The 21,600-nt window shown below is 39.0% G+C and carries 35 protein-coding genes; 3 read left to right on the top strand and 32 right to left on the bottom strand.

Annotation, left to right across the window (positions count from 1 at the left end; genetic code table 11):
- Window positions 1–71: 71 nt before the first annotated feature.
- The 20 genes from OZX68_00730 to pbp2a all read right to left on the bottom strand — a co-directional run bounded on the left by OZX68_00730 (window position 72) and on the right by pbp2a (window position 11,797).
- Window positions 72–257 (bottom strand): type Z 30S ribosomal protein S14, encoded by a 186-nt coding sequence (locus OZX68_00730; protein ID WEV60813.1) that lies wholly within the window; start codon window positions 255–257, stop codon window positions 72–74.
- Window positions 258–274: 17 nt separating this feature from the next.
- A complete protein-coding gene (gene rplE, locus OZX68_00725; protein WEV60812.1) occupies window positions 275–817 on the bottom strand; it encodes a 50S ribosomal protein L5 in 543 nt (180 codons plus the stop codon).
- Window positions 818–840: 23 nt separating this feature from the next.
- The gene (rplX, locus tag OZX68_00720) at window positions 841–1,146 is read right to left on the bottom strand and encodes a 50S ribosomal protein L24 (protein ID WEV60811.1); all 306 of its coding nucleotides are present in this window, start codon (window positions 1,144–1,146) and stop codon (window positions 841–843) included.
- A gap of 83 nt (window positions 1,147–1,229) precedes the next feature.
- A complete protein-coding gene (rplN, locus tag OZX68_00715) occupies window positions 1,230–1,598 on the bottom strand; it encodes a 50S ribosomal protein L14 (protein ID WEV60810.1) in 369 nt (122 codons plus the stop codon).
- 22 nt (window positions 1,599–1,620) lie between these two features.
- A complete protein-coding gene (rpsQ, locus tag OZX68_00710; protein ID WEV60809.1) occupies window positions 1,621–1,884 on the bottom strand; it encodes a 30S ribosomal protein S17 in 264 nt (87 codons plus the stop codon).
- Between the two features lie 19 nt (window positions 1,885–1,903).
- Window positions 1,904–2,110 carry a 50S ribosomal protein L29 gene (gene rpmC, locus OZX68_00705; protein WEV60808.1) on the bottom strand — a complete coding sequence of 69 codons (207 nt, stop codon included), beginning with the start codon at window positions 2,108–2,110 and terminating at the stop codon, window positions 1,904–1,906.
- Window positions 2,100–2,525, bottom strand: a complete 426-nt coding sequence (gene rplP, locus OZX68_00700; GenBank protein ID WEV60807.1) for a 50S ribosomal protein L16 — start codon at window positions 2,523–2,525, stop codon at window positions 2,100–2,102. The genes rpmC and rplP overlap by 11 nt, the downstream gene beginning before the upstream one ends.
- Before the next feature lie 3 nt (window positions 2,526–2,528).
- A complete protein-coding gene (rpsC, locus tag OZX68_00695; GenBank protein ID WEV60806.1) occupies window positions 2,529–3,182 on the bottom strand; it encodes a 30S ribosomal protein S3 in 654 nt (217 codons plus the stop codon).
- A gap of 12 nt (window positions 3,183–3,194) precedes the next feature.
- Complete coding sequence (rplV, locus tag OZX68_00690; GenBank protein ID WEV60805.1) at window positions 3,195–3,539, bottom strand: 50S ribosomal protein L22; 345 nt, start codon at window positions 3,537–3,539, stop codon at window positions 3,195–3,197.
- 15 nt (window positions 3,540–3,554) lie between these two features.
- Window positions 3,555–3,833 (bottom strand): 30S ribosomal protein S19, encoded by a 279-nt coding sequence (gene rpsS / locus OZX68_00685; GenBank protein WEV60804.1) that lies wholly within the window; start codon window positions 3,831–3,833, stop codon window positions 3,555–3,557.
- Window positions 3,834–4,039: 206 nt separating this feature from the next.
- A complete protein-coding gene (gene rplB, locus OZX68_00680; GenBank protein WEV60803.1) occupies window positions 4,040–4,873 on the bottom strand; it encodes a 50S ribosomal protein L2 in 834 nt (277 codons plus the stop codon).
- 16 nt (window positions 4,874–4,889) lie between these two features.
- Window positions 4,890–5,177: a 50S ribosomal protein L23 gene (locus OZX68_00675; GenBank protein ID WEV60802.1), complete on the bottom strand. Its 288-nt coding sequence runs from the start codon at window positions 5,175–5,177 to the stop codon at window positions 4,890–4,892.
- Window positions 5,177–5,803, bottom strand: a complete 627-nt coding sequence (gene rplD, locus OZX68_00670) for a 50S ribosomal protein L4 (protein WEV60801.1) — start codon at window positions 5,801–5,803, stop codon at window positions 5,177–5,179. The genes OZX68_00675 and rplD overlap by 1 nt, the downstream gene beginning before the upstream one ends.
- Window positions 5,804–5,827: 24 nt before the next feature.
- Entirely contained in the window at window positions 5,828–6,454 is a 627-nt protein-coding gene (rplC, locus tag OZX68_00665) for a 50S ribosomal protein L3 (protein WEV60800.1), read from the bottom strand.
- A gap of 14 nt (window positions 6,455–6,468) precedes the next feature.
- Window positions 6,469–6,777, bottom strand: a complete 309-nt coding sequence (gene rpsJ, locus OZX68_00660) for a 30S ribosomal protein S10 (GenBank protein WEV60799.1) — start codon at window positions 6,775–6,777, stop codon at window positions 6,469–6,471.
- A 250-nt stretch (window positions 6,778–7,027) separates the two neighbouring features.
- Window positions 7,028–8,518 carry a threonine synthase gene (thrC, locus tag OZX68_00655; protein WEV60798.1) on the bottom strand — a complete coding sequence of 497 codons (1,491 nt, stop codon included), beginning with the start codon at window positions 8,516–8,518 and terminating at the stop codon, window positions 7,028–7,030.
- A 91-nt stretch (window positions 8,519–8,609) separates the two neighbouring features.
- Entirely contained in the window at window positions 8,610–9,164 is a 555-nt protein-coding gene (gene nusG, locus OZX68_00650) for a transcription termination/antitermination protein NusG (protein ID WEV60797.1), read from the bottom strand.
- A gap of 80 nt (window positions 9,165–9,244) precedes the next feature.
- Window positions 9,245–9,427, bottom strand: a complete 183-nt coding sequence (gene secE / locus OZX68_00645) for a preprotein translocase subunit SecE (GenBank protein WEV60796.1) — start codon at window positions 9,425–9,427, stop codon at window positions 9,245–9,247.
- Window positions 9,428–9,448: 21 nt separating this feature from the next.
- Window positions 9,449–9,598 carry a 50S ribosomal protein L33 gene (gene rpmG, locus OZX68_00640; GenBank protein WEV60795.1) on the bottom strand — a complete coding sequence of 50 codons (150 nt, stop codon included), beginning with the start codon at window positions 9,596–9,598 and terminating at the stop codon, window positions 9,449–9,451.
- A 51-nt stretch (window positions 9,599–9,649) separates the two neighbouring features.
- Entirely contained in the window at window positions 9,650–11,797 is a 2,148-nt protein-coding gene (gene pbp2a, locus OZX68_00635) for a penicillin-binding protein PBP2A (protein ID WEV61345.1), read from the bottom strand.
- Window positions 11,798–11,907: 110 nt separating this feature from the next.
- Between pbp2a and OZX68_00630 the strand changes: the two genes are divergently transcribed.
- A complete protein-coding gene (locus OZX68_00630) occupies window positions 11,908–12,774 on the top strand; it encodes an RluA family pseudouridine synthase (GenBank protein ID WEV60794.1) in 867 nt (288 codons plus the stop codon).
- A gap of 55 nt (window positions 12,775–12,829) precedes the next feature.
- Here the strand turns inward: OZX68_00630 and OZX68_00625 are convergent, their stop codons facing one another.
- The 4 genes from OZX68_00625 to ispE form a co-directional block, all read right to left on the bottom strand.
- Entirely contained in the window at window positions 12,830–13,642 is an 813-nt protein-coding gene (locus tag OZX68_00625; protein ID WEV61344.1) for a metal ABC transporter permease, read from the bottom strand.
- Complete coding sequence (locus OZX68_00620; protein WEV60793.1) at window positions 13,639–14,334, bottom strand: metal ABC transporter ATP-binding protein; 696 nt, start codon at window positions 14,332–14,334, stop codon at window positions 13,639–13,641. The genes OZX68_00625 and OZX68_00620 overlap by 4 nt, the downstream gene beginning before the upstream one ends.
- Window positions 14,335–15,243: a metal ABC transporter substrate-binding protein gene (locus OZX68_00615; GenBank protein ID WEV60792.1), complete on the bottom strand. Its 909-nt coding sequence runs from the start codon at window positions 15,241–15,243 to the stop codon at window positions 14,335–14,337. It lies immediately after the preceding gene.
- A gap of 72 nt (window positions 15,244–15,315) precedes the next feature.
- Window positions 15,316–16,164 carry a 4-(cytidine 5'-diphospho)-2-C-methyl-D-erythritol kinase gene (gene ispE, locus OZX68_00610; GenBank protein ID WEV60791.1) on the bottom strand — a complete coding sequence of 283 codons (849 nt, stop codon included), beginning with the start codon at window positions 16,162–16,164 and terminating at the stop codon, window positions 15,316–15,318.
- A 168-nt stretch (window positions 16,165–16,332) separates the two neighbouring features.
- Between ispE and OZX68_00605 the strand changes: the two genes are divergently transcribed.
- Together OZX68_00605 and OZX68_00600 are read left to right on the top strand one after the other, a co-directional pair.
- Complete coding sequence (locus OZX68_00605; GenBank protein WEV60790.1) at window positions 16,333–16,791, top strand: YdhK family protein; 459 nt, start codon at window positions 16,333–16,335, stop codon at window positions 16,789–16,791.
- Between the two features lie 46 nt (window positions 16,792–16,837).
- A complete protein-coding gene (locus tag OZX68_00600) occupies window positions 16,838–17,440 on the top strand; it encodes a YdhK family protein (GenBank protein WEV60789.1) in 603 nt (200 codons plus the stop codon).
- Here the strand turns inward: OZX68_00600 and comGG are convergent.
- The 8 genes from comGG to OZX68_00560 all read right to left on the bottom strand — a co-directional run bounded on the left by comGG (window position 17,437) and on the right by OZX68_00560 (window position 21,575).
- Complete coding sequence (comGG, locus tag OZX68_00595; protein ID WEV60788.1) at window positions 17,437–17,772, bottom strand: competence type IV pilus minor pilin ComGG; 336 nt, start codon at window positions 17,770–17,772, stop codon at window positions 17,437–17,439. The two genes, OZX68_00600 and comGG, sit on opposite strands and share 4 nt — an antisense overlap.
- Window position 17,773: 1 nt before the next feature.
- Entirely contained in the window at window positions 17,774–18,205 is a 432-nt protein-coding gene (comGF, locus tag OZX68_00590; protein WEV60787.1) for a competence type IV pilus minor pilin ComGF, read from the bottom strand.
- Window positions 18,189–18,485 (bottom strand): competence type IV pilus minor pilin ComGE, encoded by a 297-nt coding sequence (gene comGE, locus OZX68_00585; protein WEV60786.1) that lies wholly within the window; start codon window positions 18,483–18,485, stop codon window positions 18,189–18,191. Before comGE ends, comGF begins: the two co-directional genes overlap by 17 nt.
- Window positions 18,457–18,891, bottom strand: a complete 435-nt coding sequence (comGD, locus tag OZX68_00580; GenBank protein ID WEV60785.1) for a competence type IV pilus minor pilin ComGD — start codon at window positions 18,889–18,891, stop codon at window positions 18,457–18,459. Before comGD ends, comGE begins: the two co-directional genes overlap by 29 nt.
- Window positions 18,851–19,165, bottom strand: coding sequence for a competence type IV pilus major pilin ComGC (comGC, locus tag OZX68_00575; protein ID WEV60784.1), 315 nt, complete (start codon window positions 19,163–19,165; stop codon window positions 18,851–18,853). Before comGC ends, comGD begins: the two co-directional genes overlap by 41 nt.
- The gene (gene comGB, locus OZX68_00570; GenBank protein WEV60783.1) at window positions 19,162–20,163 is read right to left on the bottom strand and encodes a competence type IV pilus assembly protein ComGB; all 1,002 of its coding nucleotides are present in this window, start codon (window positions 20,161–20,163) and stop codon (window positions 19,162–19,164) included. Before comGB ends, comGC begins: the two co-directional genes overlap by 4 nt.
- Window positions 20,129–21,070, bottom strand: a complete 942-nt coding sequence (gene comGA, locus OZX68_00565; protein WEV60782.1) for a competence type IV pilus ATPase ComGA — start codon at window positions 21,068–21,070, stop codon at window positions 20,129–20,131. The genes comGB and comGA overlap by 35 nt, the downstream gene beginning before the upstream one ends.
- Window positions 21,071–21,149: 79 nt before the next feature.
- Window positions 21,150–21,575 (bottom strand): DUF1033 family protein, encoded by a 426-nt coding sequence (locus OZX68_00560; protein ID WEV60781.1) that lies wholly within the window; start codon window positions 21,573–21,575, stop codon window positions 21,150–21,152.
- Window positions 21,576–21,600 lie beyond the last annotated feature (25 nt).

Genomic DNA, 21,600 nt, shown 5'->3' with positions numbered 1-21,600 from the left:
CAGTATCCCACTTGCAAATTAATCTTGCCTATAAGCAATAGTTAAATTGAAGTGGCGAATGCCGCTTCAGATTACCATGAAGCTTTCTTAACGCCCGGAACTTGACCTTTGTAAGCCAGCTCACGGAAGCAAATACGGCATAATTTGAATTTGCGGTAAACTGAGTGTGGACGCCCACAACGTTCACAACGAGTGTAAGCTTGCGTTGAGAATTTCGCTGGACGTTTGTTTTTAGCAATCATTGATTTTTTTGCCACGTCTTTTGCCTCCTATATTATTTAGCAAATGGCATACCCATTTGGGCAAGCAATTCGCGTCCTTCTTCATCAGTGTTAGCAGTAGTAACGATTACTACGTCTAAACCACGGATTTTATCAACGTTATCGTAGTTAATTTCTGGGAAAATTAGTTGTTCTTTAACACCTAGTGTGTAGTTTCCGCGTCCGTCAAATGATTTGCTTGACACACCGTGGAAGTCACGTACACGTGGAAGAGAGACAGTCACTAATTTATCTAGGAATTCGTACATGCGTTCTCCGCGAAGAGTTACTTTCGCACCGATTGGCATACCTTCACGTAGACGGAAACCAGCGATTGATTTCTTAGCTTTAGTGATAAGTGGTTTTTGACCAGAAATGATAGCAAGTTCTTCAACTGCCTTATCAAGGTTTTTAGAGTTGCTTACTGCATCTCCAACACCCATGTTAAGTACGATTTTATCGACTTTAGGCACAGCCATAACAGATGTATAGTTGAATTTTTCAGTTAGAGCTGGGATTACTTCAGCACTATATTTTTCTTTTAAACGATTAGCCATTTTTTTCCTCCTCTCTTCAGTGATTAATCTAGGATTTCGCCAGATTTTTTGTTGTAGCGTACTTTTTTGTCGCCTTCAACCTTGTATCCAACACGTCCAGCAACACCGTTTTTGTCAAGGACTTGAACGTTTGATGCATTGATTGGAGCTTCCACTTCAAGGATAGCACCGTTTGGATTTACGTGGTTAGGTTTTTGGTGTTTTTTCATGATTGCAACACCTTCAACTACAACTTTGTTTACTTTTGGTAAAGCTTTGATTACTTTACCAGTCTTGCCTTTATCTTTACCAGCAATGACTTTAACTGTATCGCCTGTTTTTACAAACATTTAGATTTCTCCTTTTTTTCTTACGTCCGACTAGGACACCCTCACCATAGGTGAGGGGACTATGCGACTTTTATATTCTATTATTATAGAACTTCAGGTGCAAGTGAAACGATCTTCATGAAGTTTCCTTCACGTAATTCACGGGCAACAGGGCCGAAGATACGAGTTCCACGAGGTGTTTTGTCATCACGGATGATAACAGCAGCATTTTCATCAAATTTGATGTATGAACCATCAGTACGACGAGCGCCTGATTTAGTACGTACGATAACTGCTTTAACAACTTCACCTTTTTTAACAACTCCTCCAGGAGTTGCAGCTTTTACTGTTGCAACGATAACGTCACCGATGTTTGCGATTTTACGCCCTGAACCACCAAGAACTTTGATAGTTAGGATTTCGCGGGCACCACTGTTATCAGCAACTTTCAAACGAGTTTCTGCTTGAATCACTGTTCATTTCTCCTTTCAGAATTTAGATAATTACAGCTTCTTCAACGATTTCAACTAAACGGAAACGTTTGTCTTTTGACAATGGACGAGTTTCCATAATGCGCACGATGTCGCCAGTTTTTGCTGAGTTGTTTTCGTCATGAGCTTTGTATTTTTTAGAATAATTAATACGTTTACCGTAGACAGGGTGGTTACGTTTTGTTTCGACAACAACTGTGATAGTTTTATCCATCTTGTCAGATACCACACGACCTTGATAAACTTTACGTTGATTACGTTCAGACATGATCTTCCTCCCCTATCTATTATTTTGCTTCACGTGCTACTGTTTTAACACGTGCAATTGATTTTTTAACTTCGTTAATTTTCGCTGTATTTTCAAGTTGACCAGCTGCCGCTTGAAAACGTAGTTCGAATAATTCTTTCTTAAGTTCTTGCTCACGAGTAGCAAGTTCTTCAGCTGAAAGACCACGAAGTTCTGTCAAAAGTGTTTTTACTTCATTAAGCTTCATTTGAATCCTCCGCACGTTTTACAATCTTAGTTTTTACTGGTAATTTATGAGACGCTAGGCGTAAAGCTTCGCGAGCCACTTCTTCAGATACACCTGCGATTTCAAACATTACTTTACCGCGTTTAACCGGTGCTACCCAACCTTCTGGAGCTCCTTTACCTTTACCCATACGAACCCCAATGGCTTTACCTGTATATGATTTGTGAGGGAAGATTTTAATCCAAACTTTACCACCACGCTTCATGTAACGAGTCATTGCGATACGGGCTGCTTCGATTTGGCGGTTAGTGATCCAGTGACTTGTAGTCGCTTGAAGACCAAATTCACCGAAAGTTACTTCCTTACCACCTTTAGCTTCACCACGCATTTTCCCACGAAATTCACGACGGTGTTTTACACGTTTAGGTACTAACATGAACTATTTATCTCCTTTCACTGATTTTCTTGTTGGAAGGATTTCACCACGGTCGATCCAGATTTTAACACCTAGTTTACCGTAAGTAGTATCAGCTTCTTCCCAAGCGTAGTCGATATCTGAACGAAGTGTGTGAAGTGGAACTGTCCCTTCAGAGTAACCTTCGCTACGAGCGATATCAGCACCATTAAGACGTCCAGATACTTGAGTTTTAATTCCTCGAGCTCCAGCACGCATAGCGCGTTGAATTGCTTGTTTTTGTGCACGACGGAATGCAACACGTGCTTCAAGTTGACGTGCAATTCCTTCACCAACAAGGTGAGCGTCAAGATCTGGTTTCTTGATTTCAACGATGTTGATGTGAACTTGTTTTCCAGTAAGAGCGTTTAAGTCTGCACGAAGTGCATCAACGTTTGCTCCACCTTTACCAATAACCATACCTGGTTTAGCAGTGTGGATTGAAACAATCACTTTGTTCACTGCACGTTCAGTTTCAATAGTTGATACTGAAGCATCTCCAAGACGAGATTGGATAAGGTTACGGATTTCAAGATCTTCATGAAGGTAATCTGCGTATTCTTTTTCAGCATACCATTTGGCATCCCAGTCACGGATGATTCCGACACGAAGTCCGATTGGATTTACTTTTTGACCCACGATTTTACCTCCTTATCTTTCTTCTACTACCACTGTGATGTGGCTAGTACGTTTGTTGATTGGTGAAGCACTACCTTTCGCACGTGGACGGAAACGTTTCATTGTTGGTCCTTCGTTTACGAATGCTTCGCTCACGTATAAATCAGCTTTTTCAAGACCAAGATTGTTTTCAGCGTTTGCAACTGCTGAATTAAGAACTTTCTCGATGACTCCTGCTGCTTTATTTGGTGTGAATTTTAAAATTGTAATTGCTTCTGCAATGTTTTTTCCACGGATCAAGTCGATAACCAAGCGTGATTTACGAGGTGAAACGCGAACTGTACGTGCAGTAGCTTTAGCTGAAGTATTTTCTGCCATTTCTTTCTCCTCCTATTAACGTCTTGTTTTCTTATCGTCTGCAACGTGACCTTTGTAAGTACGAGTTGGTGCGAATTCACCAAGCTTGTGACCTACCATGTCTTCTTGGATGTAAACTGGTACATGTTTACGTCCATCATATACAGCGATAGTGTATCCGATGAAACTTGGGAAAATCGTTGAACGACGTGACCAAGTTTTGATTACTTTTTTCTTTTCGTCTTTAGCTTGAGCTTCAACTTTTTTCATTAAATGCTCATCGACGAAAGGTCCTTTTTTAAGACTACGTCCCATTTTAGTTATCTCTCCTTTAAAAGATACCACAACTGCTACTAAGGCAGAGTTGGCGGAATTTATTATTTTTTATTACACTGTCTGAACACACTTGGACAATGCTGTGATTTAGGCTAGCTAAACCACTACATGTCTGCAACTTCTTAGTAGATAGCCCCTGCGGTTAGGCAGCTGACTTTTCTAGTAACTTTGAAGTGATTTTATAATTATTTTTGACCGCGACGACGAACGATAAGTTTGCTTGATTTAGCTTTCTTACTACGTGTTTTAAGTCCGATTGCTGGTTGACCCCAAGGTGAAACTGGAGCTTTACGACCAACTGGTTGTTTACCTTCACCACCACCGTGTGGGTGATCGTTCGGGTTCATTACGCTACCACGTACAGTTGGACGGATACCACGCCAGCGGTTACGTCCAGCTTTACCAATGTTGATAAGGCTGTGTTGTTCGTTACCAACAACCCCAACAGTTGCACGACAAGTAGAAAGAATCATACGAACTTCGCCTGAGTTAAGACGTACAAGAACGTATTTACCTTCGTTACCAAGTACTTGTGCACTTGTTCCCGCAGAACGGATAAGTTGTCCACCTTTACCAGGTTTAAGTTCGATGTTGTGGATAAGTGTACCAACTGGGATGTTTGCAAGTGGTAAAGTGTTACCAACTTTGATATCCGCGTCAGGACCTGAAACCACAGTCATACCAACTTCAAGACCTTTAGGTGCAAGGATGTATGATTTAACCCCGTCAGTGTAAGTGATCAATGCGATGTTAGCTGAACGGTTTGGATCGTATTCGATTTGTGTTACTTTTGCAACAACACCATCTTTAGTACGTTTGAAGTCAACTAAACGGTATTTACGTTTGTGTCCACCACCTTGGTGACGAACTGTAATACGACCGTTGTTGTTACGACCTGCTTTGCTTTTTAGTGAAACTAACAAGCTCTTTTCAGGAGTACTTGTAGTGATTTCTGCAAAGTCGCTACCAGTCATGTGACGACGACCGTTAGTGGTAGGTTTGTAAACTTTAATTCCCACGTTTTTCCTCCTTTAATTATTCACCGAAGATTTCGATTTTTTTAGAATCTTCAGTTAGTGTGATGATTGCTTTCTTGTATTTGCTTGTAAATCCAGTGTAACGACCAACGCGTTTAGCTTTTGGTTTAACGTTAATTGTGTTTACAGATGCTACCTTAACTCCATCAAAAGCACGTTCAACGGCTTGTTTGATAAGTTCTTTGTGAGCACGAGCATCAACTTCGAAAGTATATTTTTTCTCATCCATTGCAAGCATAGATGCTTCAGTGATGATTGGTTTTTTGATTACATCATAAAGGTTCATTATGCAAGGACCTCCTCGATTTGAGATAGAGCTGCTTGAGTAACCAATAATTTATCATTGTTAACAATGTCAAGAACGCTTGCTGAGTTAGCAGTTGTTACTTGTACATTTGGAATGTTACGAGCAGATAGTTCAGCAAATTCATTTCCTTCGTTTTCAACGATTACAAGGACTTTACGGTCGATTGCAAGAGCTGAAAGAACTTTTACGAATTCGCTTGTTTTTGGTGCGTCAAATGATAAAGCGTCAACAGCTACAAGTTTGTCACCAGCAACTTTTTCTGAGTAAACAGATTTAAGAGCAAGTTGACGAACTTTTTGTGGAAGCTTGTAAGCATAGCTACGTGGGTTTGGTCCGAAGACAACACCACCACCACGCCATTGTGGGCTTCTGATTGAACCTTGACGTGCACGTCCAGTACCTTTTTGGCGCCATGGTTTACGACCACCACCTGATACTGCTGAACGGTTCTTAACTGCACTTGTACCTTGACGAAGACTTGCGCGTTGGCTTAGGATTACATCGAAAACTACAGTTTCATTTGGTTCAATTCCAAATACTGCGTCATTCAGAGTAACTTCGCCAGCTTTGCTACCATCTTGTTTAAATAATGCTACGTTAGCCATTTCGGTAAGTTTCTCCCTTCCTTATTATTTCGCAGATTTTACTGCAGTTTTGATAGTGATGAGTGATTTTTTCGCTCCTGGAACGTTACCTTTAACAAGGATAACATTCTTCTCTGGAACAACCTGTGCAATTTCAAGGTTTTGAATTGTTACACGGTTTCCACCCATACGACCTGCCAAGTGTTTATTTTTGAACACGCGGTTAGGCGCTACAGGACCCATTGACCCTGGACGACGGTGGTAACGAGACCCGTGTGACATTGGTCCACGTGATTGTCCGTGGCGTTTGATAACACCTTGGAAACCTTTACCTTTAGTCGTACCTGTGACATCAACGATATCTCCAGCTGCGAATGTATCAACAGTGATTTCTGATCCAACTTCTAAGCCTTCAATACCTTTAAATTCACGGATGAAGCGCTTAGGAGCCGTATTTGCTTTAGCAACATGACCTTTGGCAGGTTTGTTACTCAAAACTTCACGTTTGTCGTCAAAACCAACTTGAGTTGCTTCATAACCGTCTGTTTCAACAGTTTTAACTTGAAGAACAACGTTTGGAGTTGCTTCGATGACAGTAACTGGGATTAATTCACCAGACTCAGTGAAGATTTGGGTCATTCCCACTTTTTTCCCTAAGATTCCTTTTGTCATTAGAGTTCCCTTTCTTAAAGTTTAATTTCGATGTTTACACCGCTTGGTAAATCAAGTTTCATAAGAGCGTCAACAGTTTTTTGTGTTGGCTCGATGATGTCGATTAAGCGTTTGTGTGTGCGCATTTCGAATTGTTCGCGGCTATCTTTGTATTTGTGAGTCGCACGAATTACTGTGTATAGTGAACGATCAGTTGGAAGTGGGATTGGACCACTTACTTGAGCACCTGTACGTTTAGTAGTTTCTACGATCTTTTCAGCCGCTTGATCAAGGATACGGTGTTCGTATGCTTTCAAACGAATGCGAATTTTTTTATTTGCCATTTTTTCTCCTCTCGTCTATTGTCTTGAATAGGCTAGCTCCACAAGAAAACCAACTCCCCTAGCTTGGCAATGCTCCCGGGTGTGTCGCAACCTCTTGCTTCAATGCCATAGTCTGCATTTTTGCAGTACTTGACTATACTATCAAATTATCTTCTGCTTGGCAAGACTTTTATTGTAAAAATTTTATTTTTTTCTTTCTTCTATAATAAGCAAATAAAAAAGGCAGTAGATTACCCACCACCTTTAATGATTATTTTAAATCTAAGTATTTTTCAACTGCCTTTTGCATGTCAGAAATACCAACGACTGTCTTATGAAGGACAGGTTCTTCTTTTAGATTTCTTACGGCTTCGGGTTGTTTAACCTTAGAAAGTTCTTCTAGTTGATCAACCAAGGCAAAATCATCCAAATCACTCTTACTATCGGTTAATGCCTCAACGACTACTCGCGGAAACTTATAAGGGCTTGCAGTAGATACGACCACAGTCCTAGTAGAATCTGAGCTAGCTTCTCGGTAGTCCCTGTAAACCTTACTTGCAACCGCTGTATGCGGGTCTTCTGTATAAGAAGTTAAATCAAAAACTTCCCTTATCTCTTGCTTAGTATCCTCCTGGCTGGCATATCCTGAAATAAAATCAGCCAAATGTTTTTGCATGCCTTTAGTGATTTCATAAGTTCCCTTACTGTAAAGCTCATCCATCAACGAATTTGTCAGCTGATCATTGTCTTCTGTTGCATGGAAGATTAAGCGTTCAAGATTACTCGAAACCAGAATATCCATTGAAGGGCTTGAGGTCACAAAGAACTCCCTATTTTTATCATAAAGTCCTGTTTGGAAGAAATCCGTTAAAACCTTGTTCTCATTAGAGGCACAGATTAATTTGTTTACAGGTAGTCCTATTTCTTTAGCATAGTAAGCAGCAAGGATGTTTCCAAAGTTACCTGTTGGTACACTAAAATTGATTTGTTCTCCGTTTTCAATCTGATTTTCCTTAAGAAGCTGGGCATAGGCATAAACATAATAAACAATCTGAGGGACCAGACGTCCAATATTCATTGAGTTAGCACTTGAGAATTGTTTCTTGTTTGTAAGCATCTTCTCACGCAGATTAAGGTTATTAAACATCTCCTTGACCTTAGTTTGGGCATCGTCAAAATTTCCTTCAATTGCTACCACGTGGGTATTGGCACCCTTTTGGGTTATCATTTGTTGCCTTTGGATTTCACTGACCCCGTCTTTTGGATAAAAGACAATGATTTGCGTATTTTCGACATCAGCAAATCCCGCCATGGCAGCCTTCCCTGTGTCACCACTTGTTGCTGTAAGGATTACAATCTCATTTTGAGTACCAGATTTTTTAGCAGCGGTAGTCATTAAATAAGGCAGAATTGATAGGGCCATATCCTTAAAGGCAATAGTATTTCCATGGAACAACTCCAGGTTGTAGTGATCACCTACTTGAACCAAGGGAGCAATCCTCTTGTCGTCAAACTTGTCATCGTAGGCCGAATTCACACAGTAATCAAGCTCTTCTTCTGTAAAATCATCTAAGAATCCTGCTAGAACAAGCTTGGCTACTTCCTGATAACTTGCATCCTTAAGTTTTTCAAAATCCAAGTCTATCTGAGGGAGTTTGCTTGGTACATATAGCCCCCCATCGGTCGCCAATCCTTGTAAAATAGCCTGACTGGCTGTAACTATATTGCTCTTATCTCTTGTACTCTGATATTTAAGTGGCATGCTTCCTGTCTCCTTGATTTTATTTTTATTATTATAACAAAAATTACCAATAAATTAATGGATTTTAAAAAAGGAGCTAGGCTCCTTTGATTTATTTACTAATTTCGTCGATTTGATCAACTTCAAGGTCTACTACTGTTTCACGACCAAACATTTCAATTGATACCTTAAGCTTACGGCTATCAACAATCTCTGTAACATTACCAACCATGTCAGCAAAGGCTCCGTCAATAATCTTAACTGGATCCCCAACCTTAAGGTCGATTTCATGATTACGAAGCGTTTTGCCCATACCGTTTAGAATATGGCGAATCTCTTCTTCAAATAAAGGTGTTGGTTTACTACGGTTACCGTGAGACCCAACGAATCCTGTAACGTTTGGTGTGTTACGCACGACAAACCAAGCTTCATCTGTCATATTCATCTCAACTAACACATATCCTGGGAACATGTTTTCTTCAGTTTCCTTGATTTTCCCGTTAACGTCACGAGTAACTGTTTCTGTAGGAATTTCAATACGAAGAATATTGTCCGTCATATTATAGGTATGAGCACGCTCAAGTAGTGTCTCCTTTACCTTATTTTCATATCCTGAGTAGGTTTGGATTACAAACCAACCTTGGTCAAAACTTGTTAAGTTGTCCATTTTGTCTCCTTTTTTCAACTAAAAAAGCCCCTAAGGACTTCGTTTTTTTTATTATATCACAAAAGTTAAATTAAGTTATACTATTTTACAAATAAACTTAAAACTGATGTAATACCTAATTTGATTAGCTTATCAAATACAAAGATAATGAGCAGGAAGAAAGCAGAATACTCGATAACGCCTGCGAAATCAATTGCTGCCTCTTTTTTAGTTGGCCATGTAACTTTATTCATTAAACTTAAGACGCTTTTGATAAATTTCATACTTTCTTATGAGCTAATGCCCTACCTCGTTTCTTTATGTTCTGTGTATTTCCCACAATGCTTGCAAAACTTATTTACGACTAAACGTTTTTCTTTAGCATTGCTACTTAGGTTTATTGAATAATTGCGTGATCCACATACTCCACACGCAAGAGATGCTTTTTTTAACATATCGTCTCCTATCGATTCATTCTATCATATTATTCTTTTACTGACAATTGCCTAAAATTTAGATTTAAGATTATTCCAAAAATCTTTAATTTTTTCACCAATGCCAGATTTTTCAACTTGTTCTTTAACCCTGTTACTAAAATCCTTAGCCTTTTCCTGGGCATCATCTAAGAGGTTGGAATCACTACCGATGATAATACTATCCTTATCATCCTCACCTGTGTCTACTGGCGACTTGCCATTTAAGGCATAGGCATTTTCAACTGAAAACTTAGTACCCTTAGTATTAGGAAGAATGTAAGATGCTGCCTGCTTAAATATCTTAGAAGCTTGACCGCTACTTGCACCTTCTAGGTAGTGGGTCTCATCTGTTTTTTCAAAGCCAAGCCACAGACTGATTACAACATCTGGCGTATAGCCAATAACCCACTGGTCATTGGTATTATTGCCGTCAGCCGTCTCTGTTGTTCCTGTTTTTCCGGCTAAAGTGTAGCCATAAGGCTCAGCATAAACCCCTGTACCATTTGAATAGGTTCCAAGCATCATGCTGGTCATCTTGTCATTGGTACTCTTATCTAAGACACGTTTTTGGTTTTGCTTGTAACTTTTAATGACCTGACCACTAGAGTTTTCAATTTTTGTAATCAAATGGGCTTCATTCATTATACCATTGTTGGCAAATGTTCCATAAGCTTGGGCCATCTGCCAAGGGTTGGTCACAACTCCACCACCAAGAGCTACTTGAAGCTCCTCATTTTTATCAGTCAAATTAAGACCAAAGGCTTTACCCTTAGCAACAGCTGTCTTAACTCCTAATTTGTTTACCGTATAAACGGCAGGTAGATTCAAACTCTGAGCTAGGGCTTCATACATGGGCACCTGCCCCTGGTAGGTTCTGGTATAATTTTGCGGGTTATAGCCATTATAGTCATGAGGTTTGTCCTCAAGAACCTGATTGATGGTCCAACCAGCTTCAATGGCTGGACTATAAACAACAAGTGGTTTAATGGTTGATCCTGGGCTTCTTTGAGCCTGGGTCGCAAAGTTAAAGCCCCTGAAGGTATTATCCTTATCAGTTGGAACTCTTCCCACTAGAGCTGCGACAGCCCCAGTTGACGGATCAAGGGCGACACTTGCACTTTGGGCAACCACTCCATCAGAAGCTCTTGGAAAAAGATAGGTTGCTGCATAGGTATCTTGTAGACCAATTTGATAATTTTGGTCAAGCCCTGTATATATTTTATAGCCATTGTTTAAGATGTCATTTTCACTTAGGCCGTACTTACTTGCTGCCTCCTGAATGACCGCATCAAAATAGGATGGGTATTTATAGTCACTATCTTTGCCTGTATAGTCATCGTCAATCTTGCTATTCATATCAATATTTGCTGCTTGATTGGCCTCATCCTGGCTAGCCAATTTGGCATTGACCATGTTTTGAAGGACGGTATTTCTCCTATCAGTTGCAAATTTACCATCTTTGTAGAGGGGATTATAGACCTCGGGCCATTTTAAAATCCCAGCAAGGGTTGCACTTTCATCTAGGGTCAACTCCGCCGCACTTTTACCAAAGTACTTGTGGGATGCATCTTCAATCCCCCAGATTCCATTACCAAAGTATGAGTTATTTAGGTACATGGCCATAATATCACTCTTACTATATTTTTTGGTGATTTCCATGGCTAGGAAAATCTCCTTGGCTTTACGGTCAACCGTCTGTTTCTGGGTCAAGTAGGCATTTTTAGCCAGCTGTTGGGTAATGGTTGAACCCCCACCAAACTTACCTAAGGTTGCCACAGCTAAAAGGGTCCTTGGAATATTTACGCCGCGGTTACTATAAAAACTCCTGTCCTCAGTTGCCACAACGGCATCAATAACATGAGGGGATATTTGATCAATGTCAACATAGGTTCCCTTTTGGCCATACATAGACCCTGCTGAATCACCATTTTTATCGATAATAACCGTTGTTGACCTCAAGGATTCCTGAAGGTCAGATACATTGGCTGTTTTAGCTAGGTAAAAGAGGTAACCCCCAATCATCAGGATGAAGGATAAAATTATTAGTAGGAATATCTTTGTTAGATTATGACGCTTCCACCACATTCTAAACTTATGCCAGTAGGGATGTTTTGATTTTTTAAGCTCTAAGTCCTCATTAGAAGTTTCAGGGCTAGAACTTACCTTTTCCTTACTCAGCTTATTATTAGTTCTTTTTGAACGACTGTATTTTTGACTCAAGTGTTTAACCTCCACTTGTATTAATTTCTTAAATCCGATTTCTTATTATATGTGTTAGAATAAAAAACATGAAATATAATATTACAATACCACAAAATTCTCCAAATATGACATTAAATATTCTTTTGGAAGACAAGTGGCTTCTTCCCCGTAAAAAAAGGCACCTTTTAAGGACTAAAAAAGGGGTTCTGATCAATAATGAAAATAAGCCTTGGGATACCCTCGTAGGGCCTGGGGATTTAATCACCCTCATTTTTGATGTAAGCGATTATCCGCACAAGGAAGTTGTCCTTGGTCATAAAAATTTGGTTGACTGCCTTTATGAGGATGAGCATTTAATTGTTGTAAATAAGCCTGAGGGTATGAAAACCCACCCCAATGAACCAGGTGAGCTTGCTCTTTTAAACCATGTTTCAGCCTATCTTGGTCACCCTGCCTATGTTGTCCACAGACTCGATCAGGAAACCAGCGGAGCCATCTTATTTGCTAAAAATCAATTCGTTTTACCCATTCTTAATACAATGCTTGAGGACAAAAAAATCTATAGGAACTATCAGGCATTGGTTGGTGGTAGGATTAAGGAGGATAAGATGACCATTGATAAGCCTATCGGACGAGACCGCCACAATCGGAGTAAAAGGCTTGTTACTAAGTCAGGTAAAAGGGCTATTACCCACCTGAACTTACTTGATACTAGCAGGCAAAATTCTTACCTTTCCTGCATACTCGAAACTGGTAGAACCCATCAAATAAGAGTCCATCTAGCAAGTATCAATCATCCCATTATTGGAGATTCCCTCTACGGGAAAATTAAGGAAGAAAGAATGATGCTTCATGCCAGCAAACTTTCTCTCACGCATCCTTTTACTGGTGAAAAATTAGAATTTTTTGCCCCAAGTAGCACATTTAACTCGATAATAAATAAATACTCTTAAATAGGACTTAATAAAAACCAACTGAGATTTAAGAATCTTCCTCAGCTGGTTTTTATTATTTTTTTTGAAGCAATTTCTTATAAATAAGCATAACAACAAACATGGCCACAAAGACAATGGTAATACTTGCACTGGCAGGTGTTGCCCAGTAGTATGAAATAAGTAAACCGCTAACCATTCCAAAAAAGCCTAAAATAATACTTATTAGCATAACTGACTTAAATGATTTAGCAACTCTCAAGGCGATGCTTCCTGGCATAACCATAATGGCACTGACAAGTAAGGCTCCAGCCACTGGTATCATCAAGGCAATTGAAATACCTGTTATGATATTAAAGGCCGTTGACATGAATCTTGTAGGCAAACCATCAACAAAGGCCACATCCTCATCAAAGGTTAAGATGTACATGGGCCTCATAAATAAAAGAAAGAGAACTACTATTACTAAAGCTAATACAAATAGAAGAATTACTTGAATCTCCGAAATAGTAACAATTGATCCAAAAAGGTACTGGTCAATACTGACCGAATTTGAACCACCTGATTTACTGGTTAGAATCAAGGCTACAGATAATCCCAGACTCATTAGTATAGCCGTTGCTACCTCTAAAAAGTCACTGTAAACTGTCCTTAGATATTCAAGTAAAATGGCTGCAAGAATAACAACGACAAGAGTGGCAAGGGTTGGGGATATACCAAGAAAGAGACCCATGGCTACACCCGCTAAGGATACATGACTTAGGGTATCACTCATCAGACTTTGTCGCCTCAATATGAGAAAGACTCCTAGGAGGGGAGCAAAGATAGACATGGCCACAATGGCTAAAAAGGCCCGAATCATAAAGTCATACTGGAATATTTCCATTATTTTTCCCTCCAATCATCATGGACACTAAAACAACGCCAAGGTGAATCTTGCTTTCTCACCAGATGGATATTCCGATCAGCAAAGTTCTTTACATCCTCAGCATCATGGGTAATCATTAAGACAGACTTTCCGTGCTCATGAACACTATGATGCATGAGTTCGTAGAAGTCCCTTCTACTAACATCATCCATCCCAGTTGTCGGCTCATCTAGTACAAATAAATCAGGATCTGAGGCAAACATTCTAGCAATTACCACCCTTTGCTTTTGTCCACCAGACAACTCTCCAATTTTCTTGTGCCTAAATTCCCACATACCTACGGCTTTTAGAGATTTTTCTACATGTTCCCAGTCATGGTCATTGATTTTACGAAACCAACCCTTACGCGGATAACGTCCGCTGGTTACAAACTCTAAAACGGTACTTGGAAAACCTGCATTGAAGCTTGCTACCTGTTGGGGTAAATAAGATATTCTTAATTTTTTCCCCTTATTATTAACCTTTGAAATTTCAACCTTTCCTTCCTTAGGCTTAAGAATCCCCAAAGAAGCTTTGATTAAGGTTGATTTGGCTGCCCCATTTTCACCTGTTAGGGTTACAAACTCACGGTCATCCACATGGTAGCTCACATTCTCAAGTACCGGCTCATCGTCATAATAAAAGGATAAATCTTTAACATTTATATAGTGCATCTATTTTATACTCTTCTTCAAATTCTCTAAATTCTGCTCCATAATTGAAATATAAGTAACACCATCCTTTTGCTCCTCTTTTGTAATACCTTCGACAGTATTTAGAACAAGGGTTTGGGCTCCAACTTCCTGGGCAAGGGTTTTTGCAATCTTATCATCAGCATTCTCTTCAAAATAAACAATGTCTAATTTATCTGCTTCCATGGTCTTTTTAAGACTGGCAAGAGTTGCACTAGAAGGTTCAGCATCAGGTGTTAGACCAGCTATATAGATTTGAGTTAGACCGTAATCATTAGCCAAGTAACCAAAGGCTGCATGCTGGGTCACAAATTTTTTATTTTCTGCTCCCTCAAAGCTTGAAGCATACTCCTTATCCAAGTTATCAAGTTTTTCAAGGTAGGCCGAAGCATTTTCTTCGAAATCTTTTTTATAGTTTGGATATTTCTCAGATAGTTCATTCAAGATGGTAGTAACTTCAATCTGAGCATTTTTTAAGGATAACCAAGTGTGAGGATCAACTGTTTCTTGGCTGCTAGACTGGCCAGAAAATTTGAGGAGCTTAACATCCTTACTGGCTTCAATGACAAGACTGGTTGATTTTAGATTCTTCTTAGCACTTGTAAACCATTTTTCCAAATTATCATTATTATAAATAACCACGTCGCTATCAGTAATTTTTGCTATATCACGCGCACTTGGCTCATAGTCATGAACCTCTTGACCTGCGGGAACAATGTAGGATACATCGGCATGTTCGCCCACAACATTCTTGGTAAATTCATACATGGGATAGAAACTTGTACTTATCTTAATCTTGTCGCTACTTTTTTGCTTGCCACATGCTCCAAGCATCAGAGCAATCAAGCTAACCGCCATAATGCCCAGCAGCTTTTTAACTACCTTATTCATTTTCTTTAATCTCCACACTTCCATTAATATACAGTGCATTATAGCAGAAGAAAGTAACGTTTACAAGTGTAATCATAAACTCCTAACCAGATAAACTTCCTTACAGAAACCTTTAATGCTATTAACAGCGCGTGTTGCCCTTGCCTTTTTATCAAAAAGAGCAAAAACTGTTGGCCCACTGCCACTCATTAATACACCGCTAGCACCTGCTTCAGCTAAAACCTGCTTAATTTTCTCAATTTCTGGGTGCATTTTTATGGTTATATCCTCTAAAGAATTTCCAAGCCTTCCTGCTAGCTGATCAAAGTCATTTGTAAGAACCGAAGCTTCAATACCGTCCATGTCAAAATTTTTAATAGTTTTTAGATCAACTCTTTTAAAGACATCAGGAGTTGAGACACCAAATTTTGGTTTAACCAGTAAAACCCAATAATTTTCAAGACCTTCGATAGGTTCTACAAGCTCTCCCCGTCCTTTAACTCGGGCAATCCCCCCGTAAATACAGTAGGGAACGTCACTTCCTACGCTCTCGCCAAGCTTGGCCAAATCAGCCAGGCTCAGCTTAAGATTCCAAAGCTTATTGAGGGCTCTAAAGGTTGCCGCAGCATCACTTGAGCCACCAGCAAGGCCTGCAGCCACTGGGATAACTTTTTTAATATATATTTCTACTCCTTTTTTTATACCAAAAGTATTTTTGATCAATTCAGCAGCCTTATAGGCATGATTTTTATTGTTTTTAGGAACTGAAACACCATCAGACTTGATGACTATCTTATCCTCATCAAGTTCCTTGATTGTAATTCGATCAGAAAGATCAATACTTGCCATTACCATATCAAGTTCGTGAAAGCCATCTGTTCTTTTACCAACTACATTAAGCCCAAGATTTATCTTTGCGGGCGCTTTTTCTGTTATTTCCATAGTCTAAAGTATAGCAAATTCAAGTATATTTTTCATCCATGTTTAAAACTACTAACAACTTCTTCCCTTTAAATATACCTCTCTTATATTTTAAATAAATAAAAATATTTGCTATACTTTAATCACAAATAACTACTATTATATTAAATGGTTGAAAGAGGTTTGATTATGGATATGAGTAAGATGTCAGGACATATGCCAAAGATGAATATGCATGGTTCCCCTGCCCCAGCAGATTTAAAGGCCACAGCTGATCCTAAATTCCCTGTAAGGAGCGAGATTACGATTACAGCCGATCACATGCCTGGAATGAAGGGAGCAAGCGGTAAGGTTGTCGGTGTCTATGATACAAAATTGTACACCGTTGACTACATGGATACAGAAGACCACCAAATGATTACCAACCACAAGTACCTGATAGCAGATGAAATCGTGGGAGATTTGACTGTCGGTAGCAAGATTACACTTGAAGCTGACCACATGTCTGGCATGAAGGGAGCGAGTGGCTCTATCGTTGCCATTAGCGACGGTCCTGCCTATATGGTTGACTATACTTCAAACGATTCATCAAAAATGATGGTTACTAACCATAAGTGGTTGACCCAAACTGAGCTTGAACAACGCTAGTAACTTAGCAGCAGTAACTTTATATGTAGAACCTAGGAGAGATACTATGAAAAAAACTAATTTTTTGAAGGCTAGTGCAGTCCTTTTATTAGCCCTATCCCTTGGTGCTTGTAGTACTAAGGAAAGTTCAAAAAACACCTCATCTGAGATGACCAACTCATCTTCAATGAGCCAAATGGATAATATGTCATCTAGCAGCATGTCCATGGACGAGATGAGTAAGATGAATATGAACGGTTCCCCTGCTCCAGCAGATTTAAAGGCCGCAGCTGATCCTAAATTCCCTGTAGGGAGCGAGATTACGATTACAGCCGATCACATGCCTGGGATGAAAGGAGCAAGCGGTAAGGTTGTTGGTGTCTATGATACAAAATTATACACCGTTGACTACATGGATACAGAAGACCATCAAATGGTTACCAACCACAAGTACCTGATAGCAGATGAAATTAAAGGAGATTTGACTGTCGGTAGCAAGATTACGCTTGAAGCTGACCACATGTCTGGCATGAAGGGAGCGAGTGGCTCTATCGTTGCCATTAGCGATGGGCCTGCCTATATGGTTGACTATACTTCAAACGATTCATCAAAAATGATGGTTACTAACCATAAGTGGCTAAGTCAATCTGAGCTTGAAAGTAAAGATTAAAGACCGGTATCTTCAGATTTTTTATCCCGACTAATTTGATATACTTCACCATGATTATCACTAAAGACAACCTTTAAAATATATCTACCATCAACAAATTCAAAAAAGCAGAAAGCGTCACTAAAGACAATGCTTCCTGCTTTTTGCTCGTCCTTAATTTTTTCAAAGGTCAAATCTGCCATCAACTCAGCCTTAATTCTATTGGTCTGGGCCACTATATTTCTTCGATTAGAAAGCATTGAAAAAAGATAAAATTCTAAGATTGCAGTAAATATCGCTACTAAAAATAAAACCTGGATTAAAACACCTGCTCTAACTTTTATCCTATTCATTTTATCCCTCCTTTTCAAATTGATAAATCATGGTATAGCTCGCCCCACTAATAAAGGTAAAATTAAAGGTTACAAGGCCGTTACTTTCCCTAATCTCAGTTGATTTTAAATTAAAAATCATAGGCTGATAGCCACGCCCGCTAATATGAGTTTTACGAAAATCTGAACTTCTTTCATTCTGGCCAAAGCGAAGCTCGCTGCTTTTTTTAACATATAAGTAGTTATGTTCAACCTTTAGAAATTCACTATCCCTTAACTCCTCCCTTAGTAGGCTACAAAATAATTGCCACTCGAGTTGTTCGTCTCTTGCTACATAGGCAATCTCCTTTCCAATAAGATTTGTAAGGCCTCCTACCACTAGTAAGCTTCCTGAGATTACAATAAGGGCTATCAGGCATTCAAGCAAGGTAAAGGCCTTAATTTTTAATTTCAATCCTTATAGCCTCCTTTTTCCCGTCAAAGATACTGACTCCATTTGAATTTTCCCTAATCTCGACAGAAACTCCATTCAAATCTAAATGGTTTATTCTTGCATCATAGGCCATTTTAGCAGTATTCAAAACTTCCAGCTCCCTTAATGATTGGATCTGCTCCTGTCTATTTTTACCGACCTCACATAATATTAATCCTGTAATGACTGATAAAAGAAGGGTTGCAATCAAACTTTCTAAAAGAACGTATCCCTTAACTAACTGTTTTCTTATACTTACCACTCCCCATATATAATTGATAGCTCACCTGCTTATTTTGCAGGGGAAATTTTATATCTATTTTTTGTAGGCTCGAATTACTACCCCGTTCGGAAAAATTTATCACATATGATTTTTCAAAACTTACCATGCTTGGTATCTTAAGCTTCCTGTTAAGGTAGTAAATTATTCCATCCTTAATTTCTAAGCTCTCCCTCCTTCTTGTGACCATACTTTGAAGCTGCGTATCCCGATATATTTTTTCAAATTTTAAGACAAATAACTCCCCTTCAACCTTTGATAGAACCTGGGTAAGGGATTTAGAAGATAGTAGCAAAATCAAGGAAACAATGGACAAGGCAAGAAGACTTTCCAAAATGGTAAAGGCTCTAATCTGGTAACTTACCAGCTTCCCTAGGATTTTTTTCATAATATTCCTTATATTTTTTGTACTGTTCCTGGGTTATATTACCCGCCTCCAAAAGTTTATTAAGGCTTGCCCCTTGTCCGCTGGTCAATTCAAAAAGATCTGCCTGACTCTCAACAACCTTTACAACTGCTGCTTGACCAGATTCATTAATCTTATCCTTTTGTTTGGAAAGGTTGGGAACAAATAGCAAGATCAAAACACTGATAATTAATAAAACCATAAGCATCTCAATTAAGGTAAAGGCTGCCACCTCTTTTTTTAAAATTTTTTTCATACAAGTCCTTCCATATTCTGATAAATGGGCAACAACATGGCTGCATAAACGACAACAATCATGAGAGCTACCAGGAGAAATATTAGCGGTTGAATCAGATTAAGTACCCTTTCAAGTTGATAAAAAAATTCCTTCCAAGATTCATTAGCATAGAGTTCCAATTCTTTACCTAATTTTGCCTTAAACTCCCCGTACTCTATAATTAAAGCAAGTTCCTCCTTGAAAAAAGGATAATTCAAAATCTTTTCATGGAATTCTACCCCCTCTGCCATCGACTTTTCAAGGGAAGCCCCAAGCTCCCTAAAAAGTCTGCTCTTCTGATTTTGCATAATATCTGCAATCACGCACATCTCTATCCCTTGTCCGATAAGGTTGCCCCATTCCCTAGCATAATAAGCCGTCAAATAAAGTCTTACAAGCCTTGAGACATAAGGTAAAACCATTATTTTTTTATAATTTGAGATTGCCGACTTTTTCCTTAAATAAAGAAAAATGAAAAGAGTAAAAAAGACAAGTCCAGCCATAAAAAAGCTAAGGATCACTGGTAAATTTCCAATAATAAAGGTTAAAAATGTATCCTTTTCAAGCTGAGGAAAAAGATAGGTATTTAGACCCAGCATAATTAACAGTAAAAAGAAGAGGAGAATCAAGGGATAGGTCGATACTTGAATCAACTTTTTACGAATTTCAAGGCTCTTTTTTAAATGTTTTTCAATCAAGCCCAAGGATAGGAGTAAATTTCCGTGGTAATCAGCAAGGGATACCTGGGTCACCACATTCTTAGAAAACCCTAAGTCCTCAAGAATGGTGGATAAATTTTCCCCTGCTAATAATCCGTCTTCCATAATAGCAACAAATTTTTGGGATACTAGTCTGCTGCGTGTTAAAAAATCAACTACTTCAGTCAGGGTAAAAGAGCTGGCCAGTAAATTGTTCATTAACTGAATGAGTTTTATCTGCTGCTTAAGAGATAATCTCTTCCTGACTTTTTTGTTCAAGGGATAGGTGACCCCCTTCAAATAATTGCCTAAGCTGCTCATTCCACACATCCCCCTTATGATTTAAAAAGTTACTAGCTTCTAAATCAACTAATACCCGTCCTGCAATTAGTCTCTGGTAGGTAACTGCTACTAGACAATTATCTATCTCCTGCTGCTTAATCCCAAGTTCAAGTAATCTGGAATAAACACCTCCAACACTTCTTGCATGGATGGTTGAAAAAACAGTATAACCCGTTAGACTGGCCCTGATTACAGCCCGTGCGGTTTTTTCATCCCGTATCTCTCCCACAATAACCAAATCTGGCATGTGTCTTAGAGATAATTTAATCAAGCTATTATAATCATTACCAATAGTTTCATTAATTTGCAGCTGTAAAAAATCATCTTGGATAATTTCAACTGGATCTTCAATTGATATGACTTGTTTTTCCTTAAATTTTTCATGAGCAAGCAGGTACATGAGGGTTGTTTTACCACTTCCCACAGGTCCAGAAAATAAGTAAAGGCCCCGGCGGTTAATCACCTCTTCTGCCTTACTTCGTCCTTCAAACCAAAATTTAGGTGCATCCTCCTCCTGGTGTAAAATCCTAATGACCAAACTTTCAAAACCAAAGGCATCACCTGCAGTCGACAGTCTAATTCTACGGGATTCCCCATTTTCAAGCTGATAAAGGCAGGCACCCAGCTGAATTCGCCTTTTTTCACCCACATTCATTCCAGCTAGATATTTAAAGTGTCCTATCAAGGAAATTGCCGATTTATCATCTAAAGTTTCAAGGAGACTGCTTCCCCTAGAAGACCTAATTATTAACTCATAACCCTCCTTTTTAGGCAGAAAATAAATATCCTGAACTCCTTTATCCACAGCTTCTTTAATAATATTCTGAGCTTTCTTAAGAATCATTTCCCGTCCTCCTACTAGCTAATACGGAAAAATTTCTTATTTATAACAAAAAAATATCCCAAATGGGATATTTATCTTATTATTTACTTTTTCTTTTACAGGATTTAAAGGGCGTACAGCCTGTTTTTTTTGAATAAGCCCACCTTTTTTCATAACTAGTCACTGGTTGCCAGTCTTCCAAAAGGGTCAGAGAATGGTACTGCTGCAGGTCATCACCGCATTCTTCGCACCAAACCTGCTCCCCTCGGTCCCAAAAGGTTGCTAGAAAATCTGATCGACTTAAAAACTGCTCATAACAACAAACAGCCTCACCAAGGCCCTCCTTATAGCATTTTAAGGCCGAATAAAAATCCTTAAATTCCTTAAACTCAATTATATCCTTCTTCCAATCATCAAAGAACCACCAAGGTTCTGTGTCACCAAATAATTTAACCACTTGATACATAACAATAGTAAAAGACTTATCTGCCTCTTTCCTCCTTTCTACATGTAAAACTACCTTCATTCTAACAACTTATAAAATATTTACA

The organism is Streptococcaceae bacterium ESL0729, assembly GCA_029391995.1.
Classification (GTDB): Bacteria; Bacillota; Bacilli; order Lactobacillales; family Streptococcaceae; genus Floricoccus.
Note: the sequence above shows the minus strand (reverse complement) of the source record. Positions and strands in the feature narration are given on the sequence as shown.